We start from the raw sequence: 15,068 nt of genomic DNA on the forward strand, positions 1-15,068 counted from the left end.
TCCCTGGCATGATAATGATAGTAATTATCGTTATCGATTCTATTCAGTTATGTTAGCATGTGCACCCATAAAAATGGTATGGAAAATAATAACAAGGCGCTGTCATGAACCGACAATCCTGGCTGCTGAATCTCAGCTTGTTGAAAACTCACCCGGCCTTTCGCGCCGTCTTTATCGCTCGTTTTATTTCAATCCTGTCGCTTGGCCTGCTGGGCGTGGCGATCCCGGTGCAAATCCAGATGATGACCCATTCGACCTGGCAAGTGGGGCTGTCGGTGACCTTGACCGGCGCTTCAATGTTTGTCGGTTTGATGATCGGCGGCGTGCTTGCCGACCGCTATGAGCGCAAGCGTTTGATCCTGCTGGCGCGCGGCACCTGCGGGATTGGCTTCGTTGGGCTGTGCCTGAACGCCATGCTGCCGGAGCCGTCGTTAATCGCCATCTATCTGCTCGGTATCTGGGACGGTCTGTTCGCTTCTATTGGCGTGACCGCGCTGCTGGCGGCGACGCCGGCGCTGGTTGGCCGGGAAAATCTGATGCAGGCCGGGGCGATCACCATGTTGACGGTGCGGCTGGGCTCGGTGATTTCGCCGATGATTGGCGGTCTGCTGCTGGCAACCGGCGGCGTGGCCTGGAACTATGGCCTGGCGGCGGCGGGAACCTTTATCACCACGTTGACCCTCCTGCGTTTACCACTGCTGGCGCCGCCGCCGCAGCCGCGCGAACACCCGCTGAAATCGCTGAACGCGGGGCTGAAGTTTCTGTTTAACAGCCCGCTTATCGGCGGCATCGCGCTGCTTGGCGGCCTGCTGACGATGGCCAGCGCGGTGCGCGTGCTCTATCCGGCGCTGGCCGGAAGCTGGCAGATGTCGGCGTCGCAGATTGGCCTTTTGTATGCCGCGATCCCTCTCGGCGCGGCGCTCGGAGCGTTGACCAGCGGGCAACTGGCGCAGACGGCGAGGCCGGGCGTGCTGATGCTGGCGACCACCGTCGGCTCGTTTGTGGCGATTGCGCTGTTCAGCCTGATGCCGGTGTGGGAGCTGGGCGCGCTGTGTCTGGCGCTGTTTGGCTGGCTGAGCGCGATAAGCTCGCTGCTGCAATATACGCTGATTCAGACCCAGACCCCGGAAAATATGCTCGGGCGCATCAACGGTCTGTGGACCGCGCAGAACGTGACCGGCGATGCGATAGGCGCGGCGCTGCTCGGCGGACTGGGCGCGATCCTGACGCCGGTGGCCTCGGCGAGCGCCAGCGGTTGGGCGCTGGTGATTGTAGGCGCGGTGCTGGTGGGGCTGTTACGCGAACTGCGCCGCTTTCAGCGCCCGGAAGTGGTCAGCGAAAGTTAACTCCGCTGGGTTTCCCGGCGGCGATGCTGCGCATCTGTCCGGGCTACGCTTCTCCAGCGGTCTGCGGTCCTGTAGCCTGGTCAGGCGCTTTGCGCCGCCCCCGGGAGATCGGCTTAGGCAAAGAGAGCTGCTAAACGCTGCAGCACCAGAACGGCGCTGTAGTAATCCAGGCGGAAGGTTTCCGTCCCTAGCGGATAAACGCGTTTGCCTTCGACCGCTGGCAGATGCGCCAGCAGCGGGTTGGCGTCAATCGCGTCGGCGTCCTTTTGGTCGCCGGCGAACAGGAACAGGCTCTGGCCATTAAGCCCGGCGGCCAGATTCTCCCCGCCCAACTGCACGATATCATGACGTTTTCCCTGGCTCTGGCTGGCATGCAGCCCGCCGGGCAGGTCGGCGAGGGTAAAGCCTAACTGCTCGAGCAGCTGTCCCTGAGCGGATTCTTTGGTCCAGATATTGGCGCTATGGGCCGCGGCGGTATAGACCAGCGCGGTGACCGGCTGCGGCGGCAGCTTCATTTTCTCTTTCAGCGCCGCCAGCTTTTTATCAAACTCCGCGATTCTCTCCGCCGCCTGTTTTTCGTGGCCGGTAATCTCCCCCAGTTGGGTCAGCAGGGCCTGCCAGCTTTTATCATCGTAGTTAATGATAAGCGTTGGAGCGATGGTGGAAAGCTGGTCGTAGAGCGTCATCGCCGAATCGCCGCCGGTGGCGCTAATCAGAATCAAATCCGGCATTTGCGCGGCGACGGCCTCAGCGCTCGGTTCGCCAATATAGAGGCGTGAGAGCTTGCGCGCTTTCGCCACCTCGCTCCATTGCCGCAAAAAACCCTGGCCATCGGCGACGCGGTTATTGGGCGTCGTGGCCCCGCTGGCCACCACCGGCGCGTCAATCGCCAGCAGCGAGCCGGTCAGCGTCACGCTGGTGGAAACAATGCGCAACGGCTGGCTTTCCAGCGTATGTGTTCCGCGGCTGTCGGTAATCTGTCGTGGCCAGTCTGCCGCCAGCGCTGAGCTAATACCTAAAATCGCCAGGCCGCTGGCGAGGAGGGTACGGCGGCAAAAGGTGGAGAAATTCACGTATTCGCATCCTGATTGAGTGGTGATAAATGCTTCTCATTTTCAGCTTTGCGCCGCGTGGATGCAAGTCTATACCCTAATAATTCGAGTTGCAGGAAGGCGGCAAGTGAACGAATCCCGATGAACTTACTGTAGTAAGTGATTCGGGTGAGCGAACACAGCCAACACACCTGCAACTTGAAGTATGACGAGTATAAGTCGCACAACATGCTACCTGTACGGTTGACATAAAGCGCAATACCTTTTAGGTTAGCCAACCAAAATATAAATGATAATTATTCGTAATATCTTTATCGTTTTTGGAGGATGATATGGAAACGTCTTTGGCTGAGGAAGTTCGGGAGAAAAAAATGACCCTGCCGCCGGAAAGCTTCTTCTTTATGTCGCCGTACCGCAGTTTCACCACCGCTGGCTGCTTTAGCCGATTCTCTCATCCCGCCGCCGACGGCGATGATCCGAACGGAGAGTTTCAGCAAAAAATGGCCGCTGCTTTTAAAGCGGCGCGAACTGCCGGGATCGCCAGGCCGGTGATGGTCGGCGCCATTCCGTTCGATACCAGCGAGCCCTCCGAGCTGTTTATCCCCGCGAGCTGGACAGCATTCTCCCGCACTGAAAAGCAGCACTCCGCGCGCTATGCGTCGGGGCAAAATCCGATGGATGTCGTGCAGCGCCGGGAGATCCCCGAGCAGGATACCTTTATGGCGATGGTGGCGCGCGCGGCGGCCCTCACCGCGACGCCGGAAGTGGACAAGGTAGTCCTGTCGCGCCTGATTGATATCACCACCCGCGAACGAGTCGATAGCGGGGCGCTGCTCGAGCGCCTGATCGCCCAGAACCCGGCCAGCTTTAACTTCCACGTGCCGCTCTCAGACGGCGGCGTGCTGCTGGGCGCAAGCCCAGAGCTGTTGCTGCGTAAAGAAGGCGCGCATTTCAGCTCTCTTCCGCTGGCCGGTTCTGCCCGCCGCCAGCCGGACGATGTGCTGGATCGTGAAGCAGGGCACAGGCTGCTGGCGTCGGAAAAAGACCGCCATGAACATGAGCTGGTGACTCAGGCGATGAAGGCCGTATTAGCGGCGCGCAGCAGCGAACTCTCTCTGCCGGACTCTCCGCAACTGATCACCACGCCGACCCTGTGGCATCTGGCGACGCAGATTCAGGGTACCGCGCTGGCAAACGAGAATGCCATGTCGCTGGCCTGCCTGCTGCATCCGACTCCGGCGCTGAGCGGTTTCCCGCATCAGGCGGCGAAACGCCTGATCGGCGAACTGGAGCCGTTCGACCGCCAGCTATTCGGCGGCATTGTCGGCTGGTGTGATGATGAAGGCAACGGCGAGTGGGTAGTGACCATCCGCTGCGCGCGCCTGCAGCAGCGCACCCTGCGGCTATTTGCCGGCGCAGGTATCGTTCCGGCCTCTTCGCCGTTGGGCGAGTGGCGCGAAACCGGCGTCAAATTGACCACCATGCTGAACGTATTCGGCTTGCAATAAGGGACGATGATGATCGAATTTACCCGCTGGCCGGAAGCGTTCGCGGCCCGCTATCGGCAAAAAGGTTACTGGCAGGATCTGCCGTTAACCCATCTGATTACCCGTCATGCGGAAAACGACGCCCCGGCGATTATCGACGGCGAAAGAAGCTACAGCTATCGTGAATTCAACCACCTGGTGGATAACCTCGCTTCCTCGCTGCAGCGTCTTGGCCTGAAGCGCGGCGAAACGGCGCTGGTGCAGCTGGGCAACGTCGCGGAATTCTATATTACCTTTTTCGCGCTGCTGCGCATTGGCGTGGCGCCGGTCAACGCGCTGTTCAGCCATCAGCGTAGCGAGCTGAACGCCTACGCCGCGCAAATTGAACCCGCCTTACTGATTGCCGACCGCGCACATGCGCTGTTTGCCGATGATGATTTTCTTAACGCTTTTGTTACGCAACATCCGTCGGTACGCGTGGTGCTGCTGCTGAACGACGACGGCGAGCAGAGCCTGACGGCGGCCATTGAGCGCGCTGACGATAGTTTCGTTGCGCATCCGACGCCTGCCGACGAAGTGGCTTTTTTCCAGCTTTCCGGCGGCAGTACCGGGACGCCGAAGCTCATTCCACGTACGCATAACGACTACGACTATAGCATTCGCCGCAGCAACGAGCTGTGCGGCGTGAGCGCCGAAACGCGCTACCTGAACGCGCTTCCCGCCGCCCACAACTACGCGATGAGCTCGCCGGGTTCATTAGGCGTGTTCCTCGCGGGCGGCGTGGTGGTGTTAGCGCACGATCCGAGCGCGACCCTCTGCTTCCCGCTGATAGAAAAGCACCAGATCAACCTGACCTCGCTGGTTCCCCCCGCGGTCAGCCTGTGGCTACAGGAGATCCATGACGCCGGCAGCAATGCTCAACTGCAATCGCTGCGACTGTTGCAGGTGGGCGGAGCGCGCCTGTCAGCGACCCTCGCCGCGCGCATTCCGGCGGAAATCGGCTGCCAGCTGCAGCAGGTCTTCGGCATGGCGGAGGGGCTGGTGAACTATACCCGCCTCAACGACAGCCCCGAGCGCATCATCAACACCCAGGGCTGTCCGATGTGCCCGGATGACGAAGTGTGGGTGGCCGATGCCGACGGTAATCCGCTGCCGCGCGGCGAAGTCGGACGCCTGATGACCCGCGGGCCTTACACCTTCCGCGGGTACTACAAGAGCCCGCAGCATAATGCCGAAGCCTTTGATGCCGAGGGCTTCTACTGTTCGGGCGATCTGATTTCGATCGATGAAGCGGGCTACATCACCGTGCAGGGGCGGGAAAAAGATCAGATCAACCGCGGCGGCGAGAAGATCGCGGCGGAAGAGATCGAAAACCTGCTGCTGCGCCACCCTTCGGTGATCCACGCGGCGCTGGTCAGCATGGAAGATAGCCTGCTCGGTGAAAAAAGCTGTGCGTATCTGGTAGTGAAAGAGCCTCTGCGTGCGGTGGCGGTGCGCCGCTTCCTGCGTGAACAAGGGGTCGCAGAATTTAAACTTCCGGACCGCGTGGAGTGCGTTGATGCGCTGCCGCTGACGCCGGTGGGCAAAGTCGATAAAAAACAATTACGTCAGTGGCTGGCTGAACGCAAGCTGGGCTGAAGGAGAAGACAGAATGGCAATCCCAAAATTACAGGCTTACGCGCTGCCGGAAGCCAGCGATATCCCGGCGAACAAAGTGAACTGGGCATTTGAGCCGTCCCGTGCCGCGCTGTTGATCCACGATATGCAGGAGTATTTCCTCAACTTCTGGGGCGAAAACAGCCCGATGATGGAGAGAGTAGTGGCCAACATCGCCGCCCTGCGCGAGTTCTGCAAACAGAACCATATTCCGGTCTTTTACACCGCTCAGCCGAAAGAGCAGAGCGATGAAGACCGCGCGCTGCTGAACGACATGTGGGGACCGGGCCTGACCCGTTCGCCGGAACAGCAGCAGGTGATTGCCGCGCTCGCGCCGGACGACAGCGACACGGTGCTGGTGAAATGGCGCTACAGCGCGTTTCATCGCTCGCCGCTGGAGGAGATGCTGAAAGAGGCGGGGCGCGATCAGCTGATCATCACCGGCGTTTACGCCCATATCGGCTGTATGACCACTGCGACTGACGCGTTTATGCGCGATATTAAACCATTCTTTGTCGCTGATGCGCTGGCCGATTTCAGCCGTGAAGAGCATCTGATGGCGCTCAACTACGTGGCGGGCCGCTCCGGTCGCGTGGTGATGACCGAAGAGCTGCTGCCGCTGCCGGCATCGAAAGCGGCGCTGCGCGCGCTGGTGCTGCCGCTGCTCGATGAATCCGATGAACCGATGGATGACGAAAACCTGATCGACTACGGCCTGGATTCGGTACGCATGATGGCGCTCGCCGCGCGCTGGCGTAAAGTTCACGGCGATATTGACTTCGTGGTGCTGGCGAAAAACCCGACCATTGATGCCTGGTGGGCGCTGCTTTCCCGCGAGGTGAAATAATGAATGGACTCGATTTTCACGGCCAGACCGTGTGGATCACCGGGGCGGGCAAGGGGATCGGCTACGCCACCGCCCTGGCGTTCGTTGAGGTCGGCGCGCAGGTAACCGGCTTCGATCTGGCGTTCGACGGTGAAAGCTATCCGTTCGCCACCGAGACGCTGGATGTCGCCGACGCGCGGCAGGTGGCGCAGGTCTGCGGTCGCCTGCTGGCTGGCATTGAACGGCTGGATGTGCTGGTCAATGCCGCCGGCATTTTACGGATGGGGCCGACGGATGCGCTGAGCCTGGAGGACTGGCAACAGACCTTCGCCGTCAACGTCGGCGGGGCGTTTAACCTGTTCCAGCAGACGATGGCGCAGTTTCGCCGCCAGAAGGGCGGGGCGATTATCACCGTGGCTTCCGACGCCGCACATACCCCGCGTATCGGCATGAGCGCTTACGGCGCTTCGAAAGCAGCGCTGAAGAGCCTGGCGCTGACCGTCGGCCTGGAGCTGGCGGGCAGCGGGGTACGCTGTAATCTGGTTTCTCCTGGCTCGACCGACACCGACATGCAGCGGACGCTGTGGGTCAGCGACGACGCTGAACAGCAGCGTATTCGCGGCTTCGGCGAGCAGTTTAAGCTGGGCATTCCGCTGGGCAAAATCGCCCGTCCACGGGAGATTGCCAATACCATTCTGTTCCTCGCCTCCCCTCACGCCAGCCACATCACGCTGCAGGATATCGTGGTGGACGGCGGCTCGACGCTGGGAGCATAAATGGCCTGGAAACGTCAGCTGACGCTGGATGCGCTTAATGCGACCAGCGCGAATACGATGGTGGCGCATCTGGGCATCGTTTATACCCGGCTGGAAGAGGGGGTACTGGAGGCGGAAATGCCGGTCGATGCGCGAACCCATCAGCCGTTCGGGCTGCTGCACGGCGGCGCCTCCGCCGCGCTGGCAGAAACCCTCGGTTCAATGGCCGGATGGTTGATGACCGAAGAGGGGCAGTGCGTAGTAGGCACCGAGCTCAACGCCACCCACCACCGGGCGGTTTCCAGCGGTAAAGTGCGCGGTGAATGTCGACCGCTGCACCTGGGGCGTCAGGGCCAGAGCTGGGAAATTGCGGTGTTCGACGAGCGGGGGCGCCGCTGCTGCACCTGCCGGCTGAGTACGGCGATCCTCGGCTGAGGAATAGCCTGTTCCCGGGTCGCGCAGCGCTTACCCGGGCTACGGGTAACGCGCCGTCTGTGGTTCCGGACAACTCACCGTCGTCTGCGGTGTGCTTCCCCGGTGGCGCTGCGCTGACCCAGGCTACGGGCTCACCGTCATCTGCGGACCGGTAGCCCGGGTAAGGCGTTTACGCCGCAACCCGGGGATACGCCGGGATGAATGTATCGGTGCGTTTTCTTCCCGGGTCGCGCTGCGCTTACCCGGGCTACGGGTTCATCATCGTCTGCGGACCAGTAGCCCGGACAGGCGCGTCAAGCGCCGCCTCCGGGAAACAGACCGCGATGCAGTTACAGATTATCCTCTCCGTTTTCATCTCTTTTCCTGCCAGAAGTGATCTCGCTTGCAATGTGAGATAAATCCTTGCCGTCAGGCGACATCCGCAACGTTTCAAAGTTGTTAAAATTCACATTATGTTCTAGAAACAACTTGTAACATCCTGATTACCCTACAGTGGAACACAATGATGAATAATTCAGGGAAATACCTCATCTGGACACTGCTCTCCGTTATCGGAGCCTTTGCCCTGGGCTATATCGCGCTAAACCGGGGTGAACAGATCAACGCGCTGTGGATTGTCGTCGCGGCAGTCTGCGTCTATCTGATCGCCTATCGCTTCTACGGCCTGTATATCGCTAAAAATGTACTGGCGGTCGACCCGACGCGCATGACCCCGGCGGTGCGTCACAACGACGGCCTCGACTACGTTCCGACCGACAAAAAAGTGCTGTTCGGCCACCATTTTGCGGCCATTGCCGGCGCGGGGCCGCTGGTCGGCCCGGTGCTGGCGGCGCAAATGGGCTACCTGCCGGGAATGATCTGGATTCTCGCGGGCGTGGTGCTGGCCGGGGCGGTACAGGACTTTATGGTGCTGTTCGTCTCCACTCGCCGCGACGGACGTTCGCTCGGCGAACTGGTGAAAGAGGAAATGGGCCCGACCGCCGGCGTACTGGCGCTGGTGGCCTGCTTTATGATCATGGTGATTATCCTCGCGGTACTGGCGATGATCGTGGTGAAAGCGCTGACCCACAGCCCGTGGGGGACTTACACCGTAGCCTTTACCATCCCGCTGGCGATTTTCATGGGGATCTATATTCGCTATCTGCGCCCTGGGCGCATTGGCGAAGTGTCGGTGATTGGCCTGGTGATGCTGGTGTTCGCCATCATTTCCGGCGGCTGGGTGGCGGAAAGCCCGACCTGGGCGCCGTGGTTTGATTATACCGGCGTGCAGCTCACCTGGATTCTGGTGGGCTACGGCTTTATCGCCGCCGTGCTGCCGGTCTGGCTGCTGCTGGCGCCGCGCGACTACCTCTCTACCTTCCTGAAAATCGGCACCATCGTCGGCCTGGCGATCGGTATCCTGATCATGCGTCCAACGCTGACGATGCCGGCGCTGACCAAATTTATCGATGGCACCGGCCCGGTGTGGAGCGGCAGCCTGTTCCCGTTCCTGTTTATTACCATCGCCTGCGGCGCGGTTTCCGGCTTCCATGCCCTGATCGCCTCCGGCACCACGCCGAAAATGCTGGCCAATGAAGGCCAGGCCTGCTTTATCGGCTACGGCGGCATGCTGATGGAGTCCTTCGTGGCGATTATGGCGCTGGTGGCGGCCTGTATTATCGACCCGGGCGTCTATTTCGCGATGAATAGCCCGATGGCGGTGCTGGCTCCGGCGGGCGTGACCGATGTGGTGGCGTCGGCGGCGCAGGTGGTGAGCAGCTGGGGCTTTACCGTGACGCCGGATACCCTTAACCAGATCGCTCACGAAGTGGGAGAGCTGTCGATTATCTCCCGCGCGGGCGGCGCGCCGACGCTGGCGGTAGGCATGGCCTACATTCTGCACGGTTCGCTGGGCGGCCTGATGGATGTCTCCTTCTGGTATCACTTCGCCATTCTGTTCGAGGCGCTGTTTATCCTGACCGCGGTGGATGCCGGTACGCGCGCGGCGCGCTTTATGCTGCAGGATCTGCTGGGGGTGATAAGCCCCGGCCTGAAGCAAACCAGCTCGCTGCCGGCGAACCTTCTCGCCACGGCGCTGTGCGTGCTGGCCTGGGGCTACTTCCTGCATCAGGGCGTGGTTGACCCGCTCGGCGGCATCAACACGCTGTGGCCGCTGTTTGGTATTGCTAACCAGATGCTGGCGGGGATGGCGCTGATGCTGTGCGCGGTGGTACTGTTTAAGATGAAGCGCCAGCGCTATGCATGGGTCGCGCTGCTGCCGACCTCATGGCTGCTGATTTGTACCCTGACCGCGGGCTGGCAAAAGTCGTTCAGCACCGACACCAAAGTCGGCTTCCTGGCGATTGCCAACAAGTTCCAGGCGATGATCGACAGCGGAAATATTCCGCCGCAGTACACCGAGTCGCAGCTGGCGCAGCTGGTGTTTAACAACCGTCTGGATGCCGGGCTGACCATCTTCTTTATGGTGGTGGTTGTGGTGCTGGCGCTGTTCTCGATTAAGACCGCGCTGGCGGCGCTGAAAGAGGACAAACCGACGGCGAAAGAGACCCCGTACCAGGCGATGCCTGCCGATGCCGATAGCCTGGTGACCCAGGCGAAACGCGCTCACTAAGCCATCACGTTATCGCCCCTCTTTGAAAGAAGGGGGGGCGATTATGAGAGTTGAAAATGTTTGATACCCTTTCGAAAGCAGGAAAATATTTAGGCCAGGCGGCGAAAATGATGATCGGCGTCCCGGATTACGACAACTACGTGGAGCACATCCGCGCGACCCACCCCGAGCAAACGCCGATGACCTATGAAGAGTTTTTCCGCGAGCGTCAGGACGCGCGCTACGGCGGTAAAGGCGGCGCGAAGTGCTGTTAACCCTCTTTCGGCAGATACAGGCTGATCTGCTCCTGCGTGCAGCCGTAAATGGCCGCCAGCTTTTCGCGGGTGCGCTTTTGCGGGCGGGAGTCGATAGCTTCTAGCTGGGAAACCGCCGACTGGCTAATCCCGAGCTTATTGGCCACCTCCTGCTGCGACAGGCCGCGCAAAATGCGCCACGCCGCCTGCAGGCTGACTTTCTCACGATGCATGATGTCGCAAACGCTATCTGGTAATGGAACGCTGTCATATTCATCGGATTCGTAGGGGATGTCTTCCCACACATCCTCTTGCTCATCATCGTATTCCGCCATTTTCAGGCGCATCTGGAAGTATTCGTTATAGGGGATCACCACATACTGTGGATTGCCCTCGTCATCCTTAATGAGTTGCACTGCCATAATGCGTTGCCTCCTCGTGAAGATAGGTTGTTGAGGTTCTGCGTTTTATTGCTACGACATAGCAGCTTTCAGATATCCCCTCAAACTGAGTGAAGATGATTCGATAATCACCTACACGCAATCGATAATGATCTTGGACGCCGGCTGCTTGAGTTTCTTAATGTCCGGAGCCGGTGCATTTTTATCATCCATGGCTCGTAGCTTTTCTTTGATTCTCTCCTGATAGCGGGAATCAATTGCGGCGAGCTGCTTTTCTGCACTTTTTGACCAAAAAACGATCATCCTGACCTCCACTTTAAGTCAAAGCTCTTTATAAGTAAATAATAAGATTATAAGTAAATTTTAATTTTCTTATAGAGGACCATAGCGTAGATTTAAGGCAGGATAAAGACGGAAAAATCAGCTTTGCGAGGCGGCTCGAAAGCGCCTCCGCCGGGCGGCAGAGGCGAATAAAACGGAGATTAACCGACGAAACGTTCGACCTTTTCAAACGCCGCGCGCAGGGTTTCGGCGTTCAGTTCAACCGGCAGAAAATGGATGGACTCCACCGGGCGCAGGGTATGGGCAATTACCTGATCCAGCTGTTCGCGATTCTTGATATCCACCTCCAGCGCCGCCAGCGTGGTCGGCAGGTTAAAGCGCTGATACGCCTGCACCAGCTGCGCCAGCACCTCGTCCTGGCCGAGCAGGGCGCTCTGGACCAGAATGCCGTAGGCGACTTTGGTCCCGTGAAGATACTTCTCGGTCTGCGGCAGCACCGTCAGCCCGTTATGCACGGCATGGGCGGCGGCGACGCGGGTATAGCGCTCGCCCAGCCCGCCGACCATACCGCCGCCGGCGATGATCGCATCCACCACGTCGCGAAAAGCCTGGGTCAGCTCGCCGCGCTGCTGGTCGGCCAGCGCCGTTTCGCTGCTTTCCAGCAGCACATTGCGGATCGCCAGCGCGCCGTTGATACCCAGGCGCACGGTGAGCGGCAGCGTCTCCGGCTGCGGAGCCAGCACCACCGCTTCATACCATTTCGCCAGCGTATCGCCGATGCCCGCCAGCAGGTATTCCGCCGGCGCGTTAAGAATAATGTGCGGCTCCACCAGCACCAGGAAGTTGGCGTCGTCGAAAATCTCGAACTGCAGCGCCTGACCGGCATCGTTATACCACACCGACAGTGGCGTCCACGCCGCGCAGGTAGCGGCGATGGTGGGGATGACCACCACCGGCAGGCCGAGGCGACGGGCCAGCGCCTTCGCGGTATCGAGCAGCGCGCCGCCGCCAACGCCAATCACCACCGACCGATCGTCGCCGGATGCGCGGGCCAGCTCGCTGACGTCGCTTTCGCTGCAGTGGCCTTTAAATAATATTTTTTTGGCGCCAGGCGCGTTAAACGCTGCCGGCAGAAAAGCCTGCGCGCCCGCGATAGCCCGCTCGCCGTAAACCCACACCGCGCGTGAAAGCTGTTCTTCGCTGTAAAAATCCTGCAGCCGGGCAAGGCTGCCGGGATGGGAATAGTAGTTGGCGGGGCCGGGGACCACGCGGATATCGCTGTGACTCATCAATGCTGTCCTTGTGCTGTTTCGCTAACCCGATGTTATGTCTGGACATCCGGATGGCTAATATTATTTCGCTTTAACTTATGCCTTTTATGCATTTGTCAGTCAAGGGCGGCTATGAAAAATTCGTTAAATCAGAACATTAATCGACAGGGTGCAGGGGATGACCGGCAATCGCCTTGAGATGCAAAATATTAGCCTGGCCTTTTCCGGCTTTCGGGCGCTGAGCAACGTGTCTTTTACCCTGAAGGGGGGGTCGGTGCACGCACTCACCGGCGCCAACGGCGCAGGTAAGTCAACGCTCATGGCGGTGCTGTGCGGCACGCACGCCCATTACGAAGGCGAAGTGGTGATTAACAATCAGCCGGTAAGCATTCGCTCGCCTCGCGACGCCAAACAGCTGGGGATTCACCTGGTGCAGCAGGAGGTTGACGTCGCGCTGGTCCCGGGCCTGAGCATCGCGGAAAACATCATGCTCGACAGGCTGGCTGAACCGGGGCTGGCTTTTCGCTGGGGGCGGCTGCGCCAGCTGGCGCGCGAGGCGCTGGCCCAGCTTGACGTCAGCCTCGATGTACGCCGCTCCATCGACAGCTGCACGCTGGCGGAAAAGCAGCAAATTCTGCTGGCCCGCGCGCTGTCGCACCACTGCCGCTTTCTTATCCTCGATGAACCGACCGCGCCGCTGGACCAAAACGAAAGCGAGCGCCTGTTTGCGGTGGTTCGCCGCCTGCAGCACCAGGGCATCGGTATCGTGTTTATCTCGCACCGCATTCATGAATTAAACGCGGTTTGCGACACCCTGACGGTGCTGCGCGACGGCCGGCTGATTGAGAGCGGGCCGATGGCCGATCTGAGCGGCGAGCAGATCGTCGAAAAGATGCTCGGCCATGAGCTGAGCGATATCTTCCCGCCGAAGCGGCCGCCGCATAGCGATGAGGTGCTGTTACAGGTTGAAGGGCTGCACGACGAAGGGCTGCTGCAGGATATCTCGCTGCGCCTGCGCAAGGGGGAGATTCTGGGGATCGCCGGGCTGGCGGGCGCCGGGAAAACCGAGCTGTGCAAGGCGCTGTTTGGCGCCAGCAAAAGCCGGTTGACGCGCGGCGAGCTGAATAGCCAGCCGTGGCGACCGCGCGACCCGGCGGATTCGGTGGCGCGCGGTCTGGCGCTGGTGCCGGAAGAGCGGCGCAAAGAGGGCATTTTTATCGAAGAGCCGGTGGCGATGAATCTGGCGGTTAGCGCCGACAGCAGCTTCTCTCGCTGGAGTCTGTTTGGCCATCGTCAGGCCTGGCGCTGGGCGGAAGAAGTGATCGCCAGGGTGGGGATACGGACGTCGGGTCCGGCGCAAACCTTGCGCCGTCTCTCCGGCGGCAATCAGCAAAAGGTGGCGATTGGCAAATGGCTGCGCGGCAACGCCAACGTCCTGATTTTCGATGAGCCGACCAAAGGGGTCGACGTCAAAGCCAAAACGGATCTTTTCAACGTGATTGACGGCCTGGCGCGGGAAGGCAAAGGGGTGATTTACGCCTCGGGCGAATTCTCCGAGCTGGTCGGGCTGTGCGATCGCATCTGCGTGCTGTGGGACGGGCGCATCGTGGCGGAAATTCCGGGCGCAGAGGCCCGGGAAGAGAACATTCTTTATTACTCCACCGGAGGAGCAGCAGCGTGAGTAAAGCCCTGGCAGTGAACGCGACGGTATCGGGCCGTCAGCGATTTTTCGATTTTCTCTACAAATGGGGCATGTTGCTGACCGTCGTCCTGTTGATCGCCGTTTTTGGCCTCGCGTCGGACAACTTCCTCGACCCGTTTAACATCATCAACATCCTGCGCTCCATCGCCATCGTGACGGTGATCGCCATCGGCGTGTCGATATCGCTGACCATCGGCGGCTTCGATTTGTCCGTAGGCTCCACCGCCTCGCTGGCCAATGCGCTGGTGATTTCGCTGTTTGTCTGGCACGGCTTCGGCACCACCGAGGCGATTGTTGTCACCCTGGCGCTCTGTACCTTAGTGGGGCTGTTTAACGCGTTTCTTATCGTGATCCTGCGTATTCCCGACATGCTGGCGACGCTTGCCAGCCTGTTCGTGATTCAGGGCGTGGCGATGACCTACAGCTACGGCGGGTCGATCACCGAAAATATGGTGCTGCCGAGCGGCGATATGGCGGAAGGCGCGATCCCGGCGGCGTTCGGTTCGCTGGGGCAGGTGCCGACGATAGTGATCATTATGCTGGTGGTGACCGTTATCGCTCAGCTGGCGCTCTCTTTTACCACCCACGGGCGGCGGATGTACGCCATCGGCGGCAACCCGGAAGCGGCGCGCCTCTCCGGCCTGCGGATCACCCGTTATAAGGTGGCGGCATATGTGATCGCCTCTCTGCTGGCGGGGCTCGGCGGCATTCTGCTGGCTTCGCGTATCGGCTCGTCGCAGGTGAACGCCGGCGGCGGCTACCTGATGGATGCGGTGGCGGCGGCGTGGATTGGCTTCTCGCTGGCTGGTTCAGGTAAACCGAACGCGCTCGGTACGCTGGTGGGGGCGGTGATTCTGGGCGTGCTCTCCAACGGCCTGGTGATGCTCTCGGTGCCGTACTACGCAATGGACATTATTAAAGGGCTGGTGCTGGCTGGCGCACTCGCACTGACTTATTTTCAGCGCCGTACCTAAAATTTTACCCGTCATTCTTCAAATTGCAGGTGTGTTG

The 15,068-nt window shown here is 60.2% G+C and carries 13 protein-coding genes and 1 pseudogene; 10 read left to right on the plus strand and 4 right to left on the minus strand.

Annotation, left to right across the window (positions count from 1 at the left end; genetic code table 11):
- Window positions 1–104 precede the first annotated feature (104 nt).
- On the plus strand, window positions 105–1,346 hold the full coding sequence (gene entS / locus KCG39_RS26000) for an enterobactin transporter EntS (protein WP_004130327.1): 1,242 nt from the start codon (window positions 105–107) through the stop codon (window positions 1,344–1,346).
- Window positions 1,347–1,459: 113 nt separating this feature from the next.
- Here entS and fepB read toward each other — a convergent pair whose 3' ends face one another.
- Window positions 1,460–2,419: a Fe2+-enterobactin ABC transporter substrate-binding protein gene (fepB, locus tag KCG39_RS26005; protein ID WP_049113738.1), complete on the minus strand. Its 960-nt coding sequence runs from the start codon at window positions 2,417–2,419 to the stop codon at window positions 1,460–1,462.
- 311 nt (window positions 2,420–2,730) lie between these two features.
- Between fepB and entC the strand changes: the two genes are divergently transcribed.
- The 7 genes from entC (at window position 2,731) to KCG39_RS26040 (ending at window position 10,422) form a co-directional block, all read left to right on the plus strand.
- Complete coding sequence (gene entC, locus KCG39_RS26010) at window positions 2,731–3,906, plus strand: isochorismate synthase EntC (protein WP_142467818.1); 1,176 nt, start codon at window positions 2,731–2,733, stop codon at window positions 3,904–3,906.
- A 9-nt stretch (window positions 3,907–3,915) separates the two neighbouring features.
- Window positions 3,916–5,523: a (2,3-dihydroxybenzoyl)adenylate synthase EntE gene (gene entE, locus KCG39_RS26015; protein ID WP_004130333.1), complete on the plus strand. Its 1,608-nt coding sequence runs from the start codon at window positions 3,916–3,918 to the stop codon at window positions 5,521–5,523.
- 13 nt (window positions 5,524–5,536) lie between these two features.
- Complete coding sequence (gene entB / locus KCG39_RS26020) at window positions 5,537–6,388, plus strand: enterobactin biosynthesis bifunctional isochorismatase/aryl carrier protein EntB (protein WP_004130335.1); 852 nt, start codon at window positions 5,537–5,539, stop codon at window positions 6,386–6,388.
- Window positions 6,388–7,143 (plus strand): 2,3-dihydro-2,3-dihydroxybenzoate dehydrogenase EntA, encoded by a 756-nt coding sequence (entA, locus tag KCG39_RS26025; RefSeq protein ID WP_142467816.1) that lies wholly within the window; start codon window positions 6,388–6,390, stop codon window positions 7,141–7,143. Before entB ends, entA begins: the two co-directional genes overlap by 1 nt.
- Window positions 7,144–7,557 carry a proofreading thioesterase EntH gene (gene entH / locus KCG39_RS26030; protein WP_049114832.1) on the plus strand — a complete coding sequence of 138 codons (414 nt, stop codon included), beginning with the start codon at window positions 7,144–7,146 and terminating at the stop codon, window positions 7,555–7,557. It abuts the gene before it with no gap.
- A gap of 505 nt (window positions 7,558–8,062) precedes the next feature.
- Window positions 8,063–10,168: a pyruvate/proton symporter CstA gene (gene cstA / locus KCG39_RS26035; RefSeq protein ID WP_142467870.1), complete on the plus strand. Its 2,106-nt coding sequence runs from the start codon at window positions 8,063–8,065 to the stop codon at window positions 10,166–10,168.
- 56 nt (window positions 10,169–10,224) lie between these two features.
- Entirely contained in the window at window positions 10,225–10,422 is a 198-nt protein-coding gene (locus KCG39_RS26040) for a YbdD/YjiX family protein (protein WP_004130340.1), read from the plus strand.
- On the opposite strand, the gene KCG39_RS26045 is transcribed toward KCG39_RS26040, so the two are convergent.
- The 3 genes and pseudogenes from KCG39_RS26045 to KCG39_RS26055 all read right to left on the minus strand — a co-directional run bounded on the left by KCG39_RS26045 (window position 10,419) and on the right by KCG39_RS26055 (window position 12,373).
- Window positions 10,419–10,823: a helix-turn-helix domain-containing protein gene (locus KCG39_RS26045; RefSeq protein ID WP_142467815.1), complete on the minus strand. Its 405-nt coding sequence runs from the start codon at window positions 10,821–10,823 to the stop codon at window positions 10,419–10,421. The genes KCG39_RS26040 and KCG39_RS26045 overlap by 4 nt on opposite strands.
- Window positions 10,804–11,105, minus strand: a pseudogene (locus tag KCG39_RS26050) (type II toxin-antitoxin system RelE family toxin). The gene KCG39_RS26045 and the pseudogene KCG39_RS26050 overlap by 20 nt, the downstream one beginning before the upstream one ends.
- A 179-nt stretch (window positions 11,106–11,284) precedes the next feature.
- Window positions 11,285–12,373 carry an oxidoreductase gene (locus KCG39_RS26055; protein WP_142467814.1) on the minus strand — a complete coding sequence of 363 codons (1,089 nt, stop codon included), beginning with the start codon at window positions 12,371–12,373 and terminating at the stop codon, window positions 11,285–11,287.
- A gap of 160 nt (window positions 12,374–12,533) precedes the next feature.
- Here KCG39_RS26055 and KCG39_RS26060 point away from each other — a divergent pair, with 160 nt between their 5' ends.
- Window positions 12,534–14,036 (plus strand): sugar ABC transporter ATP-binding protein, encoded by a 1,503-nt coding sequence (locus KCG39_RS26060; RefSeq protein ID WP_142467813.1) that lies wholly within the window; start codon window positions 12,534–12,536, stop codon window positions 14,034–14,036.
- The gene (locus tag KCG39_RS26065) at window positions 14,033–15,031 is read left to right on the plus strand and encodes an ABC transporter permease (protein WP_004130353.1); all 999 of its coding nucleotides are present in this window, start codon (window positions 14,033–14,035) and stop codon (window positions 15,029–15,031) included. Before KCG39_RS26060 ends, KCG39_RS26065 begins: the two co-directional genes overlap by 4 nt.
- The last annotated feature ends 37 nt before the right edge of the window (window positions 15,032–15,068 follow it).

Source organism: Klebsiella pasteurii, assembly GCF_018139045.1.
Classification (GTDB): domain Bacteria; phylum Pseudomonadota; class Gammaproteobacteria; order Enterobacterales; family Enterobacteriaceae; genus Klebsiella; species Klebsiella grimontii.

What these genes read in the sequence shown, in the direction of transcription:
- entS (WP_004130327.1), top strand. Translation starts at nt 105, where the DNA reads ATGAACCGACAATCCTGGCTGCTGAATCTCAGCTTGTTGAAAACTCAC.
- entC (WP_142467818.1), top strand. Translation starts at nt 2,731, where the DNA reads ATGGAAACGTCTTTGGCTGAGGAAGTTCGGGAGAAAAAAATGACCCTG.
- entE (WP_004130333.1), top strand. Translation starts at nt 3,916, where the DNA reads ATGATCGAATTTACCCGCTGGCCGGAAGCGTTCGCGGCCCGCTATCGG.
- entB (WP_004130335.1), top strand. Translation starts at nt 5,537, where the DNA reads ATGGCAATCCCAAAATTACAGGCTTACGCGCTGCCGGAAGCCAGCGAT.
- entA (WP_142467816.1), top strand. Translation starts at nt 6,388, where the DNA reads ATGAATGGACTCGATTTTCACGGCCAGACCGTGTGGATCACCGGGGCG.
- entH (WP_049114832.1), top strand. Translation starts at nt 7,144, where the DNA reads ATGGCCTGGAAACGTCAGCTGACGCTGGATGCGCTTAATGCGACCAGC.
- cstA (WP_142467870.1), top strand. Translation starts at nt 8,063, where the DNA reads ATGAATAATTCAGGGAAATACCTCATCTGGACACTGCTCTCCGTTATC.
- KCG39_RS26040 (WP_004130340.1), top strand. Translation starts at nt 10,225, where the DNA reads ATGTTTGATACCCTTTCGAAAGCAGGAAAATATTTAGGCCAGGCGGCG.
- KCG39_RS26045 (WP_142467815.1), bottom strand. Translation starts at nt 10,823, where the DNA reads ATGGCAGTGCAACTCATTAAGGATGACGAGGGCAATCCACAGTATGTG.
- KCG39_RS26055 (WP_142467814.1), bottom strand. Translation starts at nt 12,373, where the DNA reads ATGAGTCACAGCGATATCCGCGTGGTCCCCGGCCCCGCCAACTACTAT.
- KCG39_RS26060 (WP_142467813.1), top strand. Translation starts at nt 12,534, where the DNA reads ATGACCGGCAATCGCCTTGAGATGCAAAATATTAGCCTGGCCTTTTCC.